16 protein-coding genes are annotated in these 15,352 nt (G+C 70.9%); 7 read left to right on the top strand and 9 right to left on the bottom strand.

Annotation, left to right across the window (positions count from 1 at the left end):
- Window positions 1–412: 412 nt before the first annotated feature.
- Entirely contained in the window at window positions 413–1,360 is a 948-nt protein-coding gene (locus tag EDM04_RS12525) for a HAMP domain-containing sensor histidine kinase (protein ID WP_241154907.1), read from the bottom strand.
- 391 nt (window positions 1,361–1,751) lie between these two features.
- Here EDM04_RS12525 and arcS point away from each other — a divergent pair, with 391 nt between their 5' ends.
- On the top strand, window positions 1,752–3,554 hold the full coding sequence (arcS, locus tag EDM04_RS12520) for an archaeosine synthase subunit alpha (RefSeq protein WP_123622593.1): 1,803 nt from the start codon (window positions 1,752–1,754) through the stop codon (window positions 3,552–3,554).
- 401 nt (window positions 3,555–3,955) lie between these two features.
- Window positions 3,956–4,120 carry a hypothetical protein gene (locus EDM04_RS18580; protein WP_164471129.1) on the top strand — a complete coding sequence of 55 codons (165 nt, stop codon included), beginning with the start codon at window positions 3,956–3,958 and terminating at the stop codon, window positions 4,118–4,120.
- Between the two features lie 43 nt (window positions 4,121–4,163).
- Here EDM04_RS18580 and EDM04_RS12515 read toward each other — a convergent pair whose 3' ends face one another.
- The 4 genes from EDM04_RS12515 to EDM04_RS12500 all read right to left on the bottom strand — a co-directional run bounded on the left by EDM04_RS12515 (window position 4,164) and on the right by EDM04_RS12500 (window position 7,265).
- Window positions 4,164–5,045 (bottom strand): fumarylacetoacetate hydrolase family protein, encoded by an 882-nt coding sequence (locus EDM04_RS12515; RefSeq protein WP_123622590.1) that lies wholly within the window; start codon window positions 5,043–5,045, stop codon window positions 4,164–4,166.
- Window positions 5,045–5,392 (bottom strand): cupin domain-containing protein, encoded by a 348-nt coding sequence (locus EDM04_RS12510; protein ID WP_123622587.1) that lies wholly within the window; start codon window positions 5,390–5,392, stop codon window positions 5,045–5,047. The genes EDM04_RS12515 and EDM04_RS12510 overlap by 1 nt, the downstream gene beginning before the upstream one ends.
- A gap of 73 nt (window positions 5,393–5,465) precedes the next feature.
- Window positions 5,466–6,389 carry an AEC family transporter gene (locus EDM04_RS12505; RefSeq protein WP_123622585.1) on the bottom strand — a complete coding sequence of 308 codons (924 nt, stop codon included), beginning with the start codon at window positions 6,387–6,389 and terminating at the stop codon, window positions 5,466–5,468.
- An 81-nt stretch (window positions 6,390–6,470) separates the two neighbouring features.
- A complete protein-coding gene (locus EDM04_RS12500; RefSeq protein ID WP_123622583.1) occupies window positions 6,471–7,265 on the bottom strand; it encodes an SDR family oxidoreductase in 795 nt (264 codons plus the stop codon).
- Between the two features lie 234 nt (window positions 7,266–7,499).
- On the opposite strand from EDM04_RS12500, the gene EDM04_RS12495 reads away from it, so the two are divergent.
- The gene (locus EDM04_RS12495; protein ID WP_123622581.1) at window positions 7,500–8,750 is read left to right on the top strand and encodes a CaiB/BaiF CoA-transferase family protein; all 1,251 of its coding nucleotides are present in this window, start codon (window positions 7,500–7,502) and stop codon (window positions 8,748–8,750) included.
- A 42-nt stretch (window positions 8,751–8,792) separates the two neighbouring features.
- Here the strand turns inward: EDM04_RS12495 and aceA are convergent, their stop codons facing one another.
- Genes aceA through EDM04_RS12485 form a run of 3 tightly spaced genes read right to left on the bottom strand, consistent with a single transcriptional unit; the run spans window position 8,793 to window position 10,317 of the window.
- Window positions 8,793–9,836 (bottom strand): isocitrate lyase, encoded by a 1,044-nt coding sequence (gene aceA, locus EDM04_RS12490; RefSeq protein WP_123622579.1) that lies wholly within the window; start codon window positions 9,834–9,836, stop codon window positions 8,793–8,795.
- A 5-nt stretch (window positions 9,837–9,841) separates the two neighbouring features.
- Window positions 9,842–9,997, bottom strand: coding sequence for a hypothetical protein (locus tag EDM04_RS18575; protein WP_164471128.1), 156 nt, complete (start codon window positions 9,995–9,997; stop codon window positions 9,842–9,844).
- Window positions 9,994–10,317, bottom strand: a complete 324-nt coding sequence (locus EDM04_RS12485) for a hypothetical protein (protein ID WP_123622577.1) — start codon at window positions 10,315–10,317, stop codon at window positions 9,994–9,996. The genes EDM04_RS18575 and EDM04_RS12485 overlap by 4 nt, the downstream gene beginning before the upstream one ends.
- Before the next feature lie 272 nt (window positions 10,318–10,589).
- Here EDM04_RS12485 and thiL point away from each other — a divergent pair, with 272 nt between their 5' ends.
- Window positions 10,590–11,483, top strand: coding sequence for a thiamine-phosphate kinase (gene thiL, locus EDM04_RS12480; protein WP_123622575.1), 894 nt, complete (start codon window positions 10,590–10,592; stop codon window positions 11,481–11,483).
- Window positions 11,484–11,513: 30 nt separating this feature from the next.
- On the opposite strand, the gene EDM04_RS12475 is transcribed toward thiL, so the two are convergent.
- On the bottom strand, window positions 11,514–12,425 hold the full coding sequence (locus EDM04_RS12475) for a 1,4-dihydroxy-2-naphthoyl-CoA synthase (protein WP_123622573.1): 912 nt from the start codon (window positions 12,423–12,425) through the stop codon (window positions 11,514–11,516).
- A gap of 297 nt (window positions 12,426–12,722) precedes the next feature.
- On the opposite strand from EDM04_RS12475, the gene EDM04_RS12470 reads away from it, so the two are divergent.
- The 3 genes from EDM04_RS12470 to EDM04_RS12460 are packed head-to-tail and all read left to right on the top strand — an operon-like array spanning window position 12,723 to window position 15,351.
- Window positions 12,723–13,748, top strand: a complete 1,026-nt coding sequence (locus tag EDM04_RS12470) for an ABC transporter substrate-binding protein (protein WP_123622571.1) — start codon at window positions 12,723–12,725, stop codon at window positions 13,746–13,748.
- On the top strand, window positions 13,748–14,551 hold the full coding sequence (locus EDM04_RS12465) for an ABC transporter permease (protein WP_123622569.1): 804 nt from the start codon (window positions 13,748–13,750) through the stop codon (window positions 14,549–14,551). The genes EDM04_RS12470 and EDM04_RS12465 overlap by 1 nt, the downstream gene beginning before the upstream one ends.
- Window positions 14,539–15,351, top strand: a complete 813-nt coding sequence (locus EDM04_RS12460) for an ABC transporter ATP-binding protein (RefSeq protein WP_123622567.1) — start codon at window positions 14,539–14,541, stop codon at window positions 15,349–15,351. Before EDM04_RS12465 ends, EDM04_RS12460 begins: the two co-directional genes overlap by 13 nt.
- Window position 15,352 lies beyond the last annotated feature (1 nt).

The raw sequence follows: 15,352 nt of genomic DNA, 5'->3' as shown, positions 1-15,352 counted from the left end.
GTGCGGTGGCGCGTGCCTCCGAGCGGCCGACAGGCCGCGAGGAGCACGCGCGAGGGAGTCGCTGGCGGCTATCGCCGCCAGCGACGAGGCTGGGGAGGCGTGAGGCGCGGTTGCGGTGCTGTGCGGGTGGGACTCAAAGGGGCAGTCGCTGTGGGCGGCGCAGGCGATGTAAGCACCGCAGGGAGCGAGTGAAACGAGCGACTGAGGCGCGCAGCGAGCGTGCGCCGCCCACAGCGGCTGGAGCTTTGGAGGTGTTCACCGTCGATCCCCGAGAGGTGTTCACCGCAGCGCCGTCGGTGACTTATAAACAACCGACAGCAATACCGTTCGATCGCTTATAAATGACTACTCACTCGTTCTGATACACGTACTCCCGCACTTGATCAGGAAACGGATCCCTCCTACGACCCCGTCAAGCCGCCGGGACCCCCATCGTCACCGTCGTGCCGGCTCCGTCGTCGCTCGCTCCCTCCTCGTCCGCTCGCGTCGTCTCGATCGACAGCCATCCGCCGAACGCGTCGGCGGTCGCCCGGACGATCCAGAGCCCGAGTCCGCTCGCGTGCTCCAGTTGGGTCTCCGGGTCCCGACCGGTGATCACGCGGCTCTCGGCCTCATGGATCCCGGGGCCGTCGTCGGCGACGGTGATCTCCACGTCCCCGTCGATCTCGCGGGCCGACAGCTCGACAGCGCTCGCGCCGTGTTCGGGCGCGTTCGTCGCGAGCTCCTCGACCGCGGTCGCGAGCCGCTCGTCGGCCAGCGCGGCGCAGGGCTCGGTGTCGACCGCGACGGTCTCGGCGCCCGCCTCGCGGGCGCCCGCGGCGGCGTCCTCCAGCATCGGCTCGACCGGGACCGCCTCGCGCTCGTCGGGGCGGCGCTCGAAGGCCGCCTGCAGCCGCTTGGCGTCCTCCGCGAGGCCGCCGATCACCGCGGCGCTCTTCGCCACCGCCTCCGCCGAGTCGCGGAGATCGGGATCGTCGACGCCCTCGGCGATGAGCGAGGCGTGGCCCCCGAGCACGGTCGTCTCGTTGCGGAGGTTGTGTCGGATCATCCGGTTCAGCACGGAGACCCGCCGCTGCTCCTTGGCGAGCTGCTGGGCCCGGACCCGTCGGGCGTCGTAGACGCCGATGATCACGTGCGCGACCGCGCCGATCGCGAGCACCTTCGCGACCGTGAAGGTGGGCGCGACCATCGGTGTCCCGAGTTGGGCCTGATACCGAATGATACCGGCCATGATCCCGCCGAGCACGACGATCCCGAAGAGGCTCCAGACGGCGATTCGGACCGCGTTTCGCGTCGTGAACGCGCTGCGGTACAGGAGGGCGCCGACGAGCACCAGCGCGACGGAGAGCGCGGTCCCCAACCGAGAGGGCGATCCCGATCGGCGGCTCGCCGCCCGAGACGAGCGGGGTCACGTTCGGTATCAGCAAGGCGAACCCGGAAAGCGAGACGAACAGCGCGGCGGTCGCGCGGGCGACTCCCCCCTCCGGCTCCTCGGAGACGTGATCCGGGTCGATCACGCCGAGCGTCACCAGCAGTTCCCGTAGTCGGCCCTCTCCGGCGTCCCGCGTGTCGTACCGTCCTGCCATCCCGTCCGCGGACGGTGGGGTCGGATAAAACGCTTCGTCCGCGAGTATCGACGCTGAGGATCGGAGCAGCGGAGCGGGGACCGTCTCCGCTCCCGCCCCTCCCCCCGGTCCCGCCCCGCGGCCGCGGAACACAAGAGAATTGACCGTCCCCCCGCGAGGGGGAGTATGACCGAGTACTTCGAGGTCCACGAGCGCGACGGCGCGGCCCGGCTCGGCGAGCTCCGGCTCGCAGACCCGGTGACGACGCCGGCGCTCGCGGACCCCTTCCTCGAGGACGCCGGCAGCCTCTGGGCCGGCGACCGAGAGGTTCCCGACGGCGACGAGGCCTCGCTCACCGTCCTGCCGCACCGCGCGTTCCCCGCGGGCACCCGCGAGGAGGTCCGCGAGTCGTTCGCGGTCGATCACCCCGACGTCGACTACCCCTCCGCCGCGGTCGTCGACAGCGAGAGCGCGCACGACGTGGGCGCGGACGCGTACGTCCTCGCCGACGCCTCCGGGTTCGTCGGCCACGGCGAGGCGTTCCGCGACGCGGTCGTGGCGGCGAAAGCGGCCCTCCCGGCCGACACCGCCCTCACGCTGTCGGGCGTCGCCACGCCCCGGAACGTCGCGCTGCTCGCGTACGCCGGCGTCGACCTCGTGGACGCGACGCTCGCGCGGACGAAGGGGACCCAGGGGATGTATCTCACCGCCGACGCCGAGCACTTCCTTGAGGACCTCGACGAGCTCCCGTGCGCCTGTCCGGCCTGTGCGGGCCCCCGCGAGGAGTTCACGCGCGCGGACTGCGCCGAGCACAACGTCAACGCCCTCCGCGCCGAGCTCCGCCGCGTCCGCGAGCGGGTTCGGGCGGGTCGCCTGCGCGACTACATCGAGGGCCAGACCCGCCACGAGCAGTGGCTCACGGCGGCGTTCCGCGAGTTCGACGACCAGTGGGGGTACGTAGAGGAACGGACCCCCCTCATGCGCGACGCCGAGGTGACCGCGGCGACCGCGGAGACGCTCGACCGCGTCGAGATCCGGCGGTTCGCCGACCGCGTGACGAGCCGGTACCGGAACCGCTTTGCCGACCAGCCGCTCGTGTTGGTGCCCTGCTCGGCGACCAAGCCGTACAGCGACTCCCAGAGCCACCGGCAGTTCCACGACGCGATCCAGTGGCGCGGCCACACCGTTTCGATGACCTCGCCGATCGGCGTGGTCCCCCAGGAGCTGGAGACGACCTACCCCGCACAGCACTACGACGCGGTCGTCACCGGCGACTGGAGCGAGGACGAGACCGGGTTCGTCGCCGAGGTGCTCCGCCGATATCTGGAGCGGAACGACTACTCCCGCGTCGTCGCGCACGTCCCCGACCACGGCTACCGCGAGATCTGCGAGCGCGTCGAGCGCGACCCCGCGATCGACGTCCCCTTCGAGTACACCTGCGTCGGTCACCCCACGAGCGACGAGTCGCTCGGGGAGCTGAACGCCGCCTTACAGGGCGAACCGGCCTACAGCAAGCGGGAGCGCGAGCACAACACGGTCCGGGCGCTCGCCGACTACCTGCTCGGCGACGGCGCCGGCGACGACCTGTTCGGCGGGCCGGGCGAGGCCGACATCCGCACCACGGGTCGGTACCCCAAACTGCAGGTGTGGGGCGAGGACCCCGACGCCGGCCGCGAGGGCGAGCCGGGCGAACAGCTCGCGACGATGGTGCCGCAGTACGGCACCCTCTCTTTCACCCTCGCCGGCGCGCGCCGCTGGGTCGAGAGCGACGCCCCCGCGAAGCGAGTCGAGATCGACCGGTTCGTTCCCCACGGCTCGGTTCTCGCGCCCGGCGTCGTCGACGCGGACGACGATATCCGCGTCGGCGACGAGATCGTCATCGAGGGGCCGAAGGCGTTCGCGGTCGGCCGCGCCGAGATGTCCGGTCCGGAGATGGTCGACTCGACGCGCGGCGTCGCCAGCGAGGTCCGGCACGTCGACGAGAAGTAGGGACGGGAACGTCGAAGCACTACTTATAAACAGAACTGCGGTGGCGCGTGCCTCCGAGTGGCCGATAGGCCACGAGGAGCGCGCGCGAGGGACGCGGTGAGCGACGTGGGCGACCGAAGGGAGCCCCGAGCGAGCCGCGAGGCTGGGGAGGCGTGAGGCTGCAGTTGCGGTGCGGGGTGGGACTCAAAGGGGCAGCCGCGCTCGGCGAACCCCAGCGACGCAAGCACCGCAGGGAGCGAGTGAAACGAGCGACTGAGGAGCGCAGCGAGCTGTGGGAGCCGAGCGTGGCTGGGGCTTTGGCGGTGTTCACCGCCGAGCCGTCAGCAACGAGTTATAAGTAATCGACCGAGTACAACCGGCGAATCAGTAGCTTCAAAACCGCGCCGGACCGATCCGCGTACATGGCGCTCGAAAAGGACGTGGACTGTCCCTCGTGCGGAGAGGCCCAGTCGTTCTACCGGACCGCGGCGATGACCCTCCACCTCGGCGAGAAGACGAAGTGGCGCTGTCCCGAGTGCGGGTTCGGCTACGTCGAGATCAACGGGATCGACACGTTGCCGGCCTGACTCTCGGGCACCGCCCCGGTTCGTCCCCGCTTTCTCCTCGCATTCACTCACTCCCGATCACGTCCGCCTCCAGCACCCCCACGCCGTCGACCTCCGCGCGGACCGTGTCGCCGGCCTCGATCACGCCCGCGCCGGGCGTCCCCGTCGAGATCAGGTCCCCGCGCTCCAGCGTCATCACGCGCGAGTGGACGCTCACGAGCTCCTCGGGCGGGAACAGCATCCGGTCCACGGTGTTCTCCGCGACCGTCTCGCCGTTGATCACGGTCCGGACGGTCGTCCCCGCGAGCCGGTCGACGCTGACCGGGGCAGACACCCACGGGCCGACGACGAGGAACGTGTCGTAGCTCTTCGCGCGGGTGAGAAAGCGCGGGTTGCGCTGGAGCACGTCCTCGGCGGTCACATCGATGACGGGGACGACACCGGCGACGACGTCGCCGAACTCGCCCTCGCCGATATCCTTGCAGGTCCGACCGATCACGAGGCCCAGCTCCGCCTCCGCCGTGACCCGAGACGCCTCCTCGGTCGGCGGCAGCCGGATCGGCCCGCCGGGCGCGGTCAGCGCCGTCGCCGGCTGCATGAAGCTCGCGGGCTCCGCGGGCCGGACCGCGTCGAGGTCCTCGGCGTGGTCGGCGTAGTTGAGCCCGATCCCCCAGAGCTTCCCGGGGTCGAACGGGACGCCGAACGAGAGGCCCTCCGCCGGCGTCCGCGAGGCGGGGAGGTCGTCGAGCGACGGGAGCGCCGGCCTCCCGGAGGCGTCGCCGTCGACCTCGCCGACCGCGGCGTCGAGCGCGTCGTCGACCCCGTCGATCCCGGCCGACGCGAGCGGGACGAACCCGTCCTCGTCGCCGAGCAGAGGCCGGCCCTCGACGGTCCGGGCGAGTCGGATCCCCCCCGTGTCTCCCGCCTGTGGGGTGTCCCCCGCCATCACTCCTCCCGGTCGGTCCAGAAGTCGAAGCCGCGGCCCGGCGCGAACACGTCGAGGCCGACCGCGCGCTCGTCGGTCCGGTTCTCGACCCGGTGCGACTCCCACGCGTCGAGGTGGACCGAGTCGTACTCCGCTAACACGGCGGTGTCGTCCTCGGTGTGGACGACGAGCTCGCCCTCCAGGCAGACGCAGACCTGCTCGTTCTCGTGGTCGTGCATCGGCGAGGAGTGGCCCGACGGCTTCTCGAACCACTCGAAGGAGAACCGGTCGCTGCCCGCCAGCGCGGCGCGTCCCCATCCGTCTTCCGGCTCGTAGGTCTCCGCGTCGTCGAACGGAACGTGTTCCATGGGCGTCCGTGGACGCCCCGTGTCAAATCGGTTCGGGTCGCGGCGGAATCCGAACTCGGCGGATCGGTGCGGCCTACGCGACCGCGCCGACCAGCTCGATCAACAGGGTCAGCGACGCGACCGACGCGACCGTCGTGACGAACACGTTCAGCGAGGCGAACCCGGCGTCGCCGCCGAGCTCGGTCGCGAACACGTACGTCGACACCGCGGTCGGCGTCCCGAGCATCACGACCCCGGCGGTGAACGTCGCGGCGTTGACGCCGAGCAGCGCGAGGACGCCCCACGCGATGACGGGCATACACCCCACCTTGAGCGCGACTACCGAGGCGGTCGCTCGGCGGTCGATCGTCGAGGAGTCGACCTGCAGCGTCGCGCCGACGCAGAGCAGCGCGAGCGGGAGCGCCAGCGACCCGACCCAGTCGAGGGCGGACGCGGCCGCGGTCGGCACCCCGAGCTCGAACCCGCCGATCAGCATGCCGGCGACGAGCGCGATGAGGACCGGGTTGCCCGCGAGCGACGTGAGGTGCCGCCCCAGCGCGCCCTCGGCGTTCGCCCCGTTCATCGACACCAGCAGGATCACCGTCAGGGGGACCTGCACCAGCGCGCCGATCCCCAGAATGACGCTCGCGATCGCGGTCACCTCGGCGTCGAACGTCGCCGCCACCAGCGGGACGCCGAGGTAGCCCAGATTCGAGTGGTACGACTGGACGACCGCGACGCTGCGGCGCGCGCTCGGCGACCGGTTCCGGTGGACGACCGACGCGACGAGTGCGGTCCCGAGCAGCGCGGCGACGACGCCGACGAACAGCTCCCACGAGACCACGTCGCCGATCGCCTGATCGTAGGTCGCGACGAACACTAGCGCCGGGAGCGCCACGTAGTACGCGGTCTGGTTGAGCAGCTCCGTGCGGGCCGCGTCGAGGACGCCGACGCGCCGGAGGCCCGTCCCAGCGAGCAGCAGCGCGAGCAGCCCCGAGAGCCGGACGAGGACCTCCATCTACGCCGACCGAGGCGATCCCGCCGGTTGACGGTTGCGGTAGCGGGCGGGCGAAGCGAGAAGGCGAACCGGCCGCACCGACTACAGGTTCGAGCTCCCGCCGCCGCCGTCGATGACGATCGCCTGCCCGTTCACGTGGCCGGCCCGCGGCGAGGAGAGGAACGCGACGGTGTTCCCCAGTTCGATCGGGTCGCCGATGCGGTCCAGCGGGTTGTCCACCCAGTCGGCGAGCCCCTCCTCGTAGGAGTCGTACTCGCCGCGCTCGATCGCCTGATCGACGAGCTCCCGGATGCGGCTCGTCTCGTGAGAGCCGGGGAGCACCGCGTTCGCGCGCACGTCCGGGCCGAGCTCCATCGAGAGCGTCTTCTCTAACCCGACGACGCTCATCCGCACCGAGTTCGAGAGCACCAGCCCGTCGATCGCCTCCTTCACCGACCGCGAGGTGATGGTAACGATGGTGCCGCCGTCACCGTCGGCGAGGGGCTCGGCGCACTTCCGCGCGAGCCGGACGACGCTCATCACGAGCAGCTCGTAGGCCGCCTCCCAGTCCTCGTCGTCGGTGTCGAGGAAGGCCCCGGACGGCGGCCCGCCCGCCGACGTGACGAGGTGGTCGAGCCGGCCGAACTCGTCGAGCGTCGTCTCGACGAGCCGGTCCAGATCGTCCGGGTCCGTGATGTCGCCCTCGACGGCGACGACGCGGGCGTCGCCGGCCGCCTCCGTCTCCAGATCCGCCTTCGCGTCCGCGAGGCTGTCGCCGTCGCGACCGTTGATGACCACGTTCGCGCCCTCGCGGACGAGCGCCTGCGCGGACGCGAAGCCGAGACCGCTGCTCGATGCCGTCGTCAGCGCGACGTTCCCCTCGATGTCGAGATCCATGCAGGTCCCATCGACGCGGTGCGGTATAACCGTTGGCGACGCGGCGGGCGTCGCCGGCGGAGGAGGTGACGACCGTCGTCGGCGAGGGTGACGACCGTCGTCGTCGTCGAGGACCGACCCGGGTGTGGACCGCCGGGAGGCTCATTACCCGCCCGCCCGATCCGGACTGCATGAACGCGACGCGGCAGCCGGGTACGGGAGCGATCCGACGGCCGACCACGGAGGTGTCGTCCCGTGGTCGGTGAGGCGCGCGACCCCGAGGGCGACGCGGGACCCCTCGACGGACTCACCGTGCTCGACGCCTCGCGGGTGCTGGTGGGGCCGTTCTGCACCATGCAGCTCGGCGACCTCGGTGCCGAGGTGATCAAGGTCGAGCGACCGGGCGAGGGCGACCAGACGCGGACGTGGCGCCCGCCGGCCTTCGGCGCGGACGACGGAGACGGCGAGGGCGCACAGAGCGCCTACTACGCCAGCGTCAACCGCAACAAGCGGTCCGTCGAGCTGAACCTCGCGAGCGATGCCGGGCGCGCGGTGTTCCGGGACCTCGCGCGGGAGGCGGACGTGCTCGTCGAGAACTTCCGGGTCGGCAAGATGGACGACTGGGGTCTCGACTACCCGGACCTCGCGGCAGAGAACCCCGGACTGATCTACTGCGGGCTCTCCGGGTACGGCGAGTGGGGGCCGGACCGCGACGAGCCCGCGTACGATGTCGTGATGCAGGCCCGCGGCGGCTTCATGTCGATCACGGGCGTCGAGGGCGGCGCGCCGGTCAGGATCGGGGTCGCGCTGGCCGACATCGGCGCCGGGATGTACGCGACGCAGGCGATCCTCGCGGCGCTCCTCGAACGGGAGCTCGGCGACGGGACCGGCCAGAAGATCGACGTGAGCCTCCTCGACGGGCAGGCCGCGTGGACCAGCTACATGGCGGCGAACTACTTCGCGAGCGGCGAGCCGCCGGGGCGGATGGGGAGCAAGCACCCGAACATCGCCCCGTACCAGGCGTTCGAGACGCGGGACGGGTACGTCGTCGTCGCCTGCGCGTCCGACGCGTTCTGGCCGCGGCTCTGCGAGGCGCTCGACCGCCCCGACCTGCTGGCCGACGAGCGGTTCGAGACCAACGAGAAGCGCGTGCGCAACCGGGACGCGCTCGATCCCGAGCTCGACGCCGCATTCGCGGAGCTCGCGACCGAGGAGGCGCTCGACCGGCTCGGCGAGCACGGCGTCCCCGCGAGCCCCGTCCGCGACATGGCCGAGGTGTTCGACGACCCGCAGCTGGCCGCGCGGGACATGGTCGACGAGTTCGACCACCCGACCGCCGGCCCGATGCGGGTGCCGGGCTCGCCGATGCACTTCTCGCGGACGCCGACGACGGCCCGGCGGTATCCCCCCTCGCTGGGCGAGCACACCGAGGCGGTGCTCAGGGAGTACGGGTACGGCGACGGCGACCTCGACGAGCTGAAAAATCTGGGCGCGATCCCCGAGTAGGGCGGGGTCCCGCGATGCCCGCTGGGACCCCGGACTCGCCGATCAGTCGTCGTCGCCGCTCTCGGCGGTGATCGGGTCGTTCTCGTCTTCGGTGAAGCCGGCGGACTCCTCCTGCCGCTGGCGCGCCTCGGGGTCGAACTCGGCCTCGATGTCCTGGTACCGCGGGACGAAGGAGAGCTCGTGGTGGCTCTCGGTCTCGTGGCCGATGTACCGCTCTTCGAGGTCGAACTGCGCCTCCTCGTCGTTTTCGGCGATGTTCTCGAAGTCCTCGTAGGCGGCGTGCGCGCCCGAGTGGAGCCCGTACAGCGTGATGAAGATGTACTGGTAGCCCAGATCGCCCAGCTCCTGGAAGGTGAGCGGGTCCTCCTCCGCGCCCCACTCGAACGAGGAGGAGTAGTTGAAGGCGAGGTCCAGGTCCGGGTGGGTCTCGTGGATCGTTTCGGCGTACTCGACCGCGTCCTCGCGCGACGGGTCGGGCATCTCGGGCCAGACGAGGTCGACGCCGGCGTCGGCGTAGATCCGGCCGCGTTCGAGGTGCTCCTCCCAGTCGCCGTTCGCGGAGCCGTACGCGTCGGTGCGGGCGATGATGACGGTGTCCTCGCTCTGCTTGGCGTCGACCGCGGCCTCGAAGCGCGAGCGCGCCTCCTCGCGGGAGACGATCTGCTTGCCCGCGATGTGGCCGCAGCGCTTCGGCGAGGTCTGGTCCTCGATGTGGATCGCGGCGACGCCGGCCTTCTCGTACTCGCGGACCGCGCGCCGGACGTTGTGGACCCCGCCGTAGCCGGTGTCGCAGTCGGCGACGACGGGCAGGTTGGTCGCCTCGACCATGCGCTTGGCGTTCTCGACCATCTCGCTCATCGTGACCATCTCCAGGTCGGGGAACCCGAACTGGCCGAGGACGGTCGAGTAGCCGCTCATGTAGGCCGCGTCGAGCCCGGCCATCTCCGCGAGGCGGGCGTCGAGCGCGTGGTAGATCCCGGGCGCGAACGTGTACTCCTGCTCCTCGAACAGTTCGCGGAGCCTCCGGCCGGCCGGGTTGTCGATATCTCTCGTGAAGGTGTCGTCGTCGAGTTCGTTGGGATGCATCGGTGTCACTCCGTGGTCGCGTCGTCGGTGAACTGGTCGGTCGTGTCGTCGAGTCGCGCGGCGGCGTCAGTCTGCTCGGTCCGCTCGGCCGCGCGCCGCGTGAACGTCGTCGGGTCCGGCCGCGGTCCGCGTCCGGTCCCGGCCATGGGGACGGCGCTCATCGCGACCCCCCGGCGGTCCGCGGGCGACGCGTCGGTCGCAGGTCGGGGACCAGCGGGGCGTCTCGCTCGCCGTCGGTCGGCGGCGGACTCGGGCGTCGAGGGGTCCCGGTCGCGGTGGACCCCTCGGTCGTGGGACGGGTCGTCGGGACGATCGGCGCGCCCGCCTCTTCGGTGCTCGGCGTGCGCCCGGGGATCGTCCGGTGAGAAGCGTCGGTGCCGCGTCGATCGGTCGACGTTCGATCGCTCTGCGTTTGTTCGGTCGTTCGAGTCGTCCGGTTCGTCGGGTCGGCCGTCGGTGTGGTGTCGTTAGGTGTCGTCATCGGGTCGTGTGGGCGGTTGCGGCGGTCGTCTGGTGATCGTGCTGTCGGCGGGTCGTGCTGCTGCGTGTCCGGGTACGGATACTGACATTGCACTCGGTAGGTGCGGGAGGCTGGTAATAAACATAATGATTGATAATGATAATATTCGTTAATGTGTATTACCCGTTTAAATGGTTCTTGGTAACGGGACTCACTGATCGGGAGAGAGCGGGGGCGATCCGGCCGCCCGGACCGATCCCTTATAATCCGTTCGGCCCCGACACGTCGGTATCGTGAACGAGCGAGACGCGCTCCGGGCGCTCGCGGCCGACCTCCCGCACGCCGGCGACGACGCCGCCGTCGTGGGCGACACCGTGATCACGACCGACATGCTCCACGAGCGGACCGACTTCCCGCCCGGGACGACGCGGTACACCGCCGGGTGGCGCGCGGTCGGCGCGTCGCTCTCGGACGTGGCGGCGATGGGAGCGAGGGCGACCGCGGCGGTCGCGGTCTACGCCGACGCCGCCTTCGACGAGGAGAAACTCGACCGCTTCGTCGCCGGCGCGGTCGACGTCTGCGAGGCGGTCGACGCCGAGTACGTCGGCGGCGACCTCGACACCCACGACGAGTTCACCACCGCCTCGACCGCGATCGGCGACCTGACCGACGCGGGCGCCGTCACGCGGTCCGGCGCGCGCCCCGGCGACGCGCTCTGCGTCACCGGCGAGTGGGGACGCTCCGCGGCCGCGCTCCGGTTATTTAAAAGGGAAACCGACGAGGCGGTCGAGCGCGCCAACGACCTGTTCCGGTTCACGCCCCGCGTCGCCGACGGGCTGGCGCTCGCGGACCGAGCGACCGCGATGATGGACTCCTCGGACGGGCTCGCGCGCTCGCTCCACCAGCTGTCGGAGGCGAGCGAGGTCGGCTTCGAGCTCGACCGCGAGCGACTCCCGGTTCACCCCGCGGTCGACGAAATCGCCGAGGAGTCGGCCGAGCGCTTCGAGCTGGGCGCGCACTTCGGCGAGGACTTCGAGCTCGTCTGTGCCGTCCCCGACGAGGCGGTCGCACCCGCCGGCGAGGCGTGTCCGGGCGGGCTGACCCGCGTGGGGCGGGTCGTCGACGCCGCGGACGGGGTCACCGCCGACGGCGATCCGCTTCCCGACCGCGGGTACACGCACGGGTAGGAGCGATCGACCCGCCGCAGCGGGACCGACTCAGTAGTGCCACGGGTGATCGCGAAACTCGGGCTCCCGCTTCTCCAAGAACGCGTCGCGGCCCTCCTGGGCCTCCTCGGTCATGTACGCCAGGCGGGTCGCCTCGCCCGCGAACACCTGCTGGCCGACCATCCCGTCGTCGGTCATGTTGAACGCGTACTTCAGCATGCGCATCGCGGTCGGCGACTTCTTCGTCATCTCGTCGGCCCACTCCAGCGCGACTTCCTCCAGCTCCCCGTGGGGGATCGCCTCGTTGACCATCCCCATGTCCGCGGCCTCCTCGGCGGAGTAGGTCTTCCCGCGGAAGAACACCTCGCGGGCCTTCTTCTGCCCGATCTGCTTCGCGAGGTACGCGGAGCCGAACCCGCCGTCGAAGGAGGCCACGTCGGGGTCGGTCTGGAGGAACTTCGCGTGCTCCTCGCTCGCGAGGGTGAGGTCGCAGACCACGTGCAGCGAGTGGCCGCCGCCGACCGCCCACCCCGGCACGACGGCGACCACGGGCTTGGGCATGAATCGGATCAGCCGCTGGACCTCGAGGACGTGGAGCCGGCCGGCGCGCGCCTCCCGGACCAGTTCGTCGTCCTCGTCGCCCGCCTCGTCGTCGTCGCGGTACTCGTAGCCGGAGCCGCCGCGCACCGACTGGTCGCCGCCGGAGCAGAACGCCCAGCCGCCGTCCTTCTCGGAGGGGCCGTTGCCCGTGAGCAGCACGCAGCCCACGTCCGCCTGCTTGCGCGCGTGGTCGAGCGCGGCGTACAGCTCGTCGACGGTGCCCGGCCGGAACGCGTTCCGGACCGCCGGGCGGTCGAACGCGATCCTGACGGCGGGCACGTCGACGCCGCGGTGGTAGGTGACGTCGTCGAACTCGTCGGTGACCGGCTCCCACGCGTCGGGGTCGAAGATCTCCGAGACCATACGCGCGTGTTGGCGGGCGGCCTCATAAACGACGGCGGGTCGGTGGCGGGCCGAGGGCGGCTCGACGGCGGGTCGGTAGTGGGTCGGCGGATCGGTGAGCGACTGGAGAGCGAGAGAACGGCGGCACGCGCCTCGCAAGTATTGCATCTACCACTGACGGGCCTTCTAAGCGTTTTCTCGGTGTAAATCGCCTACAAACGGGTTCATCGTCTTTTTATTCAGATCCGCTCTGTCACCGGTATCTGCTCCAGTTGCTGGTGGCGCGGGTGTATTGGACACTCGACTCTTTCAAGCGGTATGTACGAGCGAAACGCGGGAGCCTCGCGGCGGTCGTTCCTCGCGGCCGCGGGCGGCGCCGCCGCGGTCGGTCTCGCCGGCTGTCTCGGCGGCGACGGCTCCGGACTCGACGAGCTGACTGTCGCGCACATGCCTATCTACCCGGACCTCCAGTGGTACGTGATGGAGGGCGAGGGGTACTTCTCCGAGATCGACGCCGAGGTCGACGGCCGCGAGTTCACCGACGGCCCGGCGATCGTGCAGGCGTTCGGCGGCGGCGACATCGACGTCGCCATGTTCGGGATCGTGCCGGCGATGATCGTGATCGACAACGACATCCCCGCGCGGGTGACCGCGGCGAACATCCGCGAGCCGATGGGGATCATGGCCGAGTCCTCGTTCCACGACACCTTCGAGCAGCACGGCGCCGACGCGTTCGCGATGTGGGAGGAAGAGCAGGGGCGTCCGTTCCGGTTCGGCACGTTCCCGCAGGGGAGCGTCCCCGACGTGTTGCTCCGCTACTGGCTCCGGGAGACGGGCGTCGATCCCGAGGCGAACGACAGCGTCGAGATCCGCGAGATAAACGGCGCCAACGCGGTCTGGCAGGCGATCAACGGCGGCGACATCGACGGGACCTCCATCATGGAACCGGTACCGACGATCGCGCGGGAGGAGGGCTCGTCCGTCACGATGCTCCGGACGGCGGCCGAGATCCTCCCCGGACAGCCGGCCGCGGTGACGCTGATGAGCGACGAGGTCCGCGAGTCGCCGCTCGCGGCGCAGTTCCTCGAACAGCACGTCCGGGCCACCGAGTTCATCGACGCGAACCCGGACGAGACGGCCCAACACGTCGAGTCGGGGATCGGGATGCCGGCCGATCGCGCGCGGACGGCGCTCGACTCGCCGCTGTCGAACTTCGTCACCGACCCCTCATCGATCAGCGAAGCGACCCAGGTCTTCTCGGAGTTCGCGGCGGGCAACGACCAGATCGACGAACAGCTCTCTAACGACCAGATCTTCGACTTCGAGGTGTACGACTCGCTCTGATGGCCACCGACACCGGAGGGGAGTTCGACGGGAGCGAGCTGCGGGCCGGCCTGGGCCTCGACGACCCGCGGCGGCTGCTCCGCGGCGCCGCGGGCCTGGCCGGATTCGTCGCGCTCTGGCATCTCGTCTCGCTCACGCAGCCGCCGCTCGTGTTGCCGTCGCCGGTCGCGGTCGCGGCGGAGTTCCGCGGGCAGCTCGCCTCGGGGGCGATGCCCGAGGCGCTGGCGTCGAGTATCCGCCACTGGGTCCCCGGCACGATCGCCGGGACGGGGCTCGGCGTGGCCGCCGGCGTCGCGTTCGCGTGGAGCGGGCTGCTCGACGACGTGAGCGCTCCGCTGGTGCGGCTGCTCCGGCCCGTCCCGCCGCTGGCGCTGATCGGGTTCGCGATCGCGTGGTTCGGCCTCAACCACGCCGGCGCCGCGTTCATCATCGCCGTCGGCGGGTTCTGGATCAACTTCTACGCGACCTACGGCGCCGTCGAAGGGGTCTCCGACGACCTGCTCGACGTGGGCCGGACCCTCGGCGTGCGCGGCGACCTCGACATGATCCGGTCGATCGTCGTTCCGGCGTCGCTGCCGGGAATCACGACCGGGATCCGGACCGGGCTGGGGCGGTGCTGGATGCTCGTGATCGCCGCCGAGATCTTCTCCGTGCCGGGCGTCGGCCGCGAGATCCTGCGCGCGAGCAACAACCTCCGCGTCGACCGGGCCATCGCGTACATCTTCGTGTTGAGCCTGATGTACCTGGTCGTCGACGTGGCGTTCCGCGCGGTCCAACGGCGGGTGTTAGCATGGCAGGCGTGAACCGCGGACCCGGAGCGGGGGAGGAGCCGGCGGGGTCCGGTGCCGCCGGCGTCGCCGACGTCGCCGTCGACGGGATCGGCAAGACGTACGACGACGCCGGGACGCCGGTCCAGGCGCTCGACGACGTGTCGTTCGGGGTCGACGAGGGGGAGTTCGTCTGTCTCGTCGGTCCCTCCGGCTGCGGGAAGACCACCCTGTTCCGGATCATCGCCGGGCTCACCGAGGCCACGGACGGGGAGGTCCGGGTCGCCGGCGCGCCCGTCACCGGTCCGACGACGGACATGGGCGTCGTCTTCCAGGAGTACCACCTCTTCCCGTGGCTCACGGTCGAGGAGAACGTCGGGTTCGGGCTCGAGCGGACCGACGTGAGCGCGGCCGAGCGCGAGCGGCGGGTGGACGAGATGCTCGATCTGGTCGGGCTCGCCGAGTTCCGCGACTCGTACCCGAAGTCGCTCTCGGGCGGGATGAAACAGCGCGTCGCCATCGCGCGGTCGCTCGCGGTCGACCCGGAGCTCCTCCTCATGGACGAGCCGTTCGGCGCGGTCGACGCGCAGACCCGAGAGATGTTACAGCGCGAGCTGCTCGACGTGTGGGCCTCGACCGGCAAGACCGTCCTGTTCGTCACGCACGACGTCGCCGAGGCGGTGACGCTGGCCGACCGGATCGCGGTGATGGCGGCCGAGCCCGGCCGCGTCGCCGAGATCGTCGACGTCGACGTGGCGCGCCCGCGCGAGCGCGGCGACCCCGCCTTCGGCGAGCACGTCGCTCGGGTGCGAGAGCTGATCGGCGCCGGGCCCTGAC

The sequence above is a fragment of the Halorubrum sp. CSM-61 genome, assembly GCF_003781945.1.
In the GTDB taxonomy this organism is placed as follows: Archaea; Halobacteriota; Halobacteria; order Halobacteriales; family Haloferacaceae; genus Halorubrum.
The sequence above is the reverse complement of the archived record's forward strand: the minus strand, read 5'-3'. Positions and strand labels throughout refer to the sequence as shown.

Coding starts and splice junctions, on each gene's coding strand:
- arcS (WP_123622593.1), top strand. CDS start 1,752: ATGACCGAGTACTTCGAGGTCCACGAGCGCGACGGCGCGGCCCGGCTC.
- EDM04_RS18580 (WP_164471129.1), top strand. CDS start 3,956: ATGGCGCTCGAAAAGGACGTGGACTGTCCCTCGTGCGGAGAGGCCCAG.
- EDM04_RS12515 (WP_123622590.1), bottom strand. CDS start 5,045: ATGGCGGGGGACACCCCACAGGCGGGAGACACGGGGGGGATCCGACTC.
- EDM04_RS12510 (WP_123622587.1), bottom strand. CDS start 5,392: ATGGAACACGTTCCGTTCGACGACGCGGAGACCTACGAGCCGGAAGAC.
- EDM04_RS12505 (WP_123622585.1), bottom strand. CDS start 6,389: ATGGAGGTCCTCGTCCGGCTCTCGGGGCTGCTCGCGCTGCTGCTCGCT.
- EDM04_RS12500 (WP_123622583.1), bottom strand. CDS start 7,265: ATGGATCTCGACATCGAGGGGAACGTCGCGCTGACGACGGCATCGAGC.
- aceA (WP_123622579.1), bottom strand. CDS start 9,836: ATGCATCCCAACGAACTCGACGACGACACCTTCACGAGAGATATCGAC.
- EDM04_RS18575 (WP_164471128.1), bottom strand. CDS start 9,997: ATGAGCGCCGTCCCCATGGCCGGGACCGGACGCGGACCGCGGCCGGAC.
- EDM04_RS12485 (WP_123622577.1), bottom strand. CDS start 10,317: ATGACGACACCTAACGACACCACACCGACGGCCGACCCGACGAACCGG.
- EDM04_RS12475 (WP_123622573.1), bottom strand. CDS start 12,425: ATGGTCTCGGAGATCTTCGACCCCGACGCGTGGGAGCCGGTCACCGAC.
- EDM04_RS12470 (WP_123622571.1), top strand. CDS start 12,723: ATGTACGAGCGAAACGCGGGAGCCTCGCGGCGGTCGTTCCTCGCGGCC.
- EDM04_RS12465 (WP_123622569.1), top strand. CDS start 13,748: ATGGCCACCGACACCGGAGGGGAGTTCGACGGGAGCGAGCTGCGGGCC.
- EDM04_RS12460 (WP_123622567.1), top strand. CDS start 14,539: ATGGCAGGCGTGAACCGCGGACCCGGAGCGGGGGAGGAGCCGGCGGGG.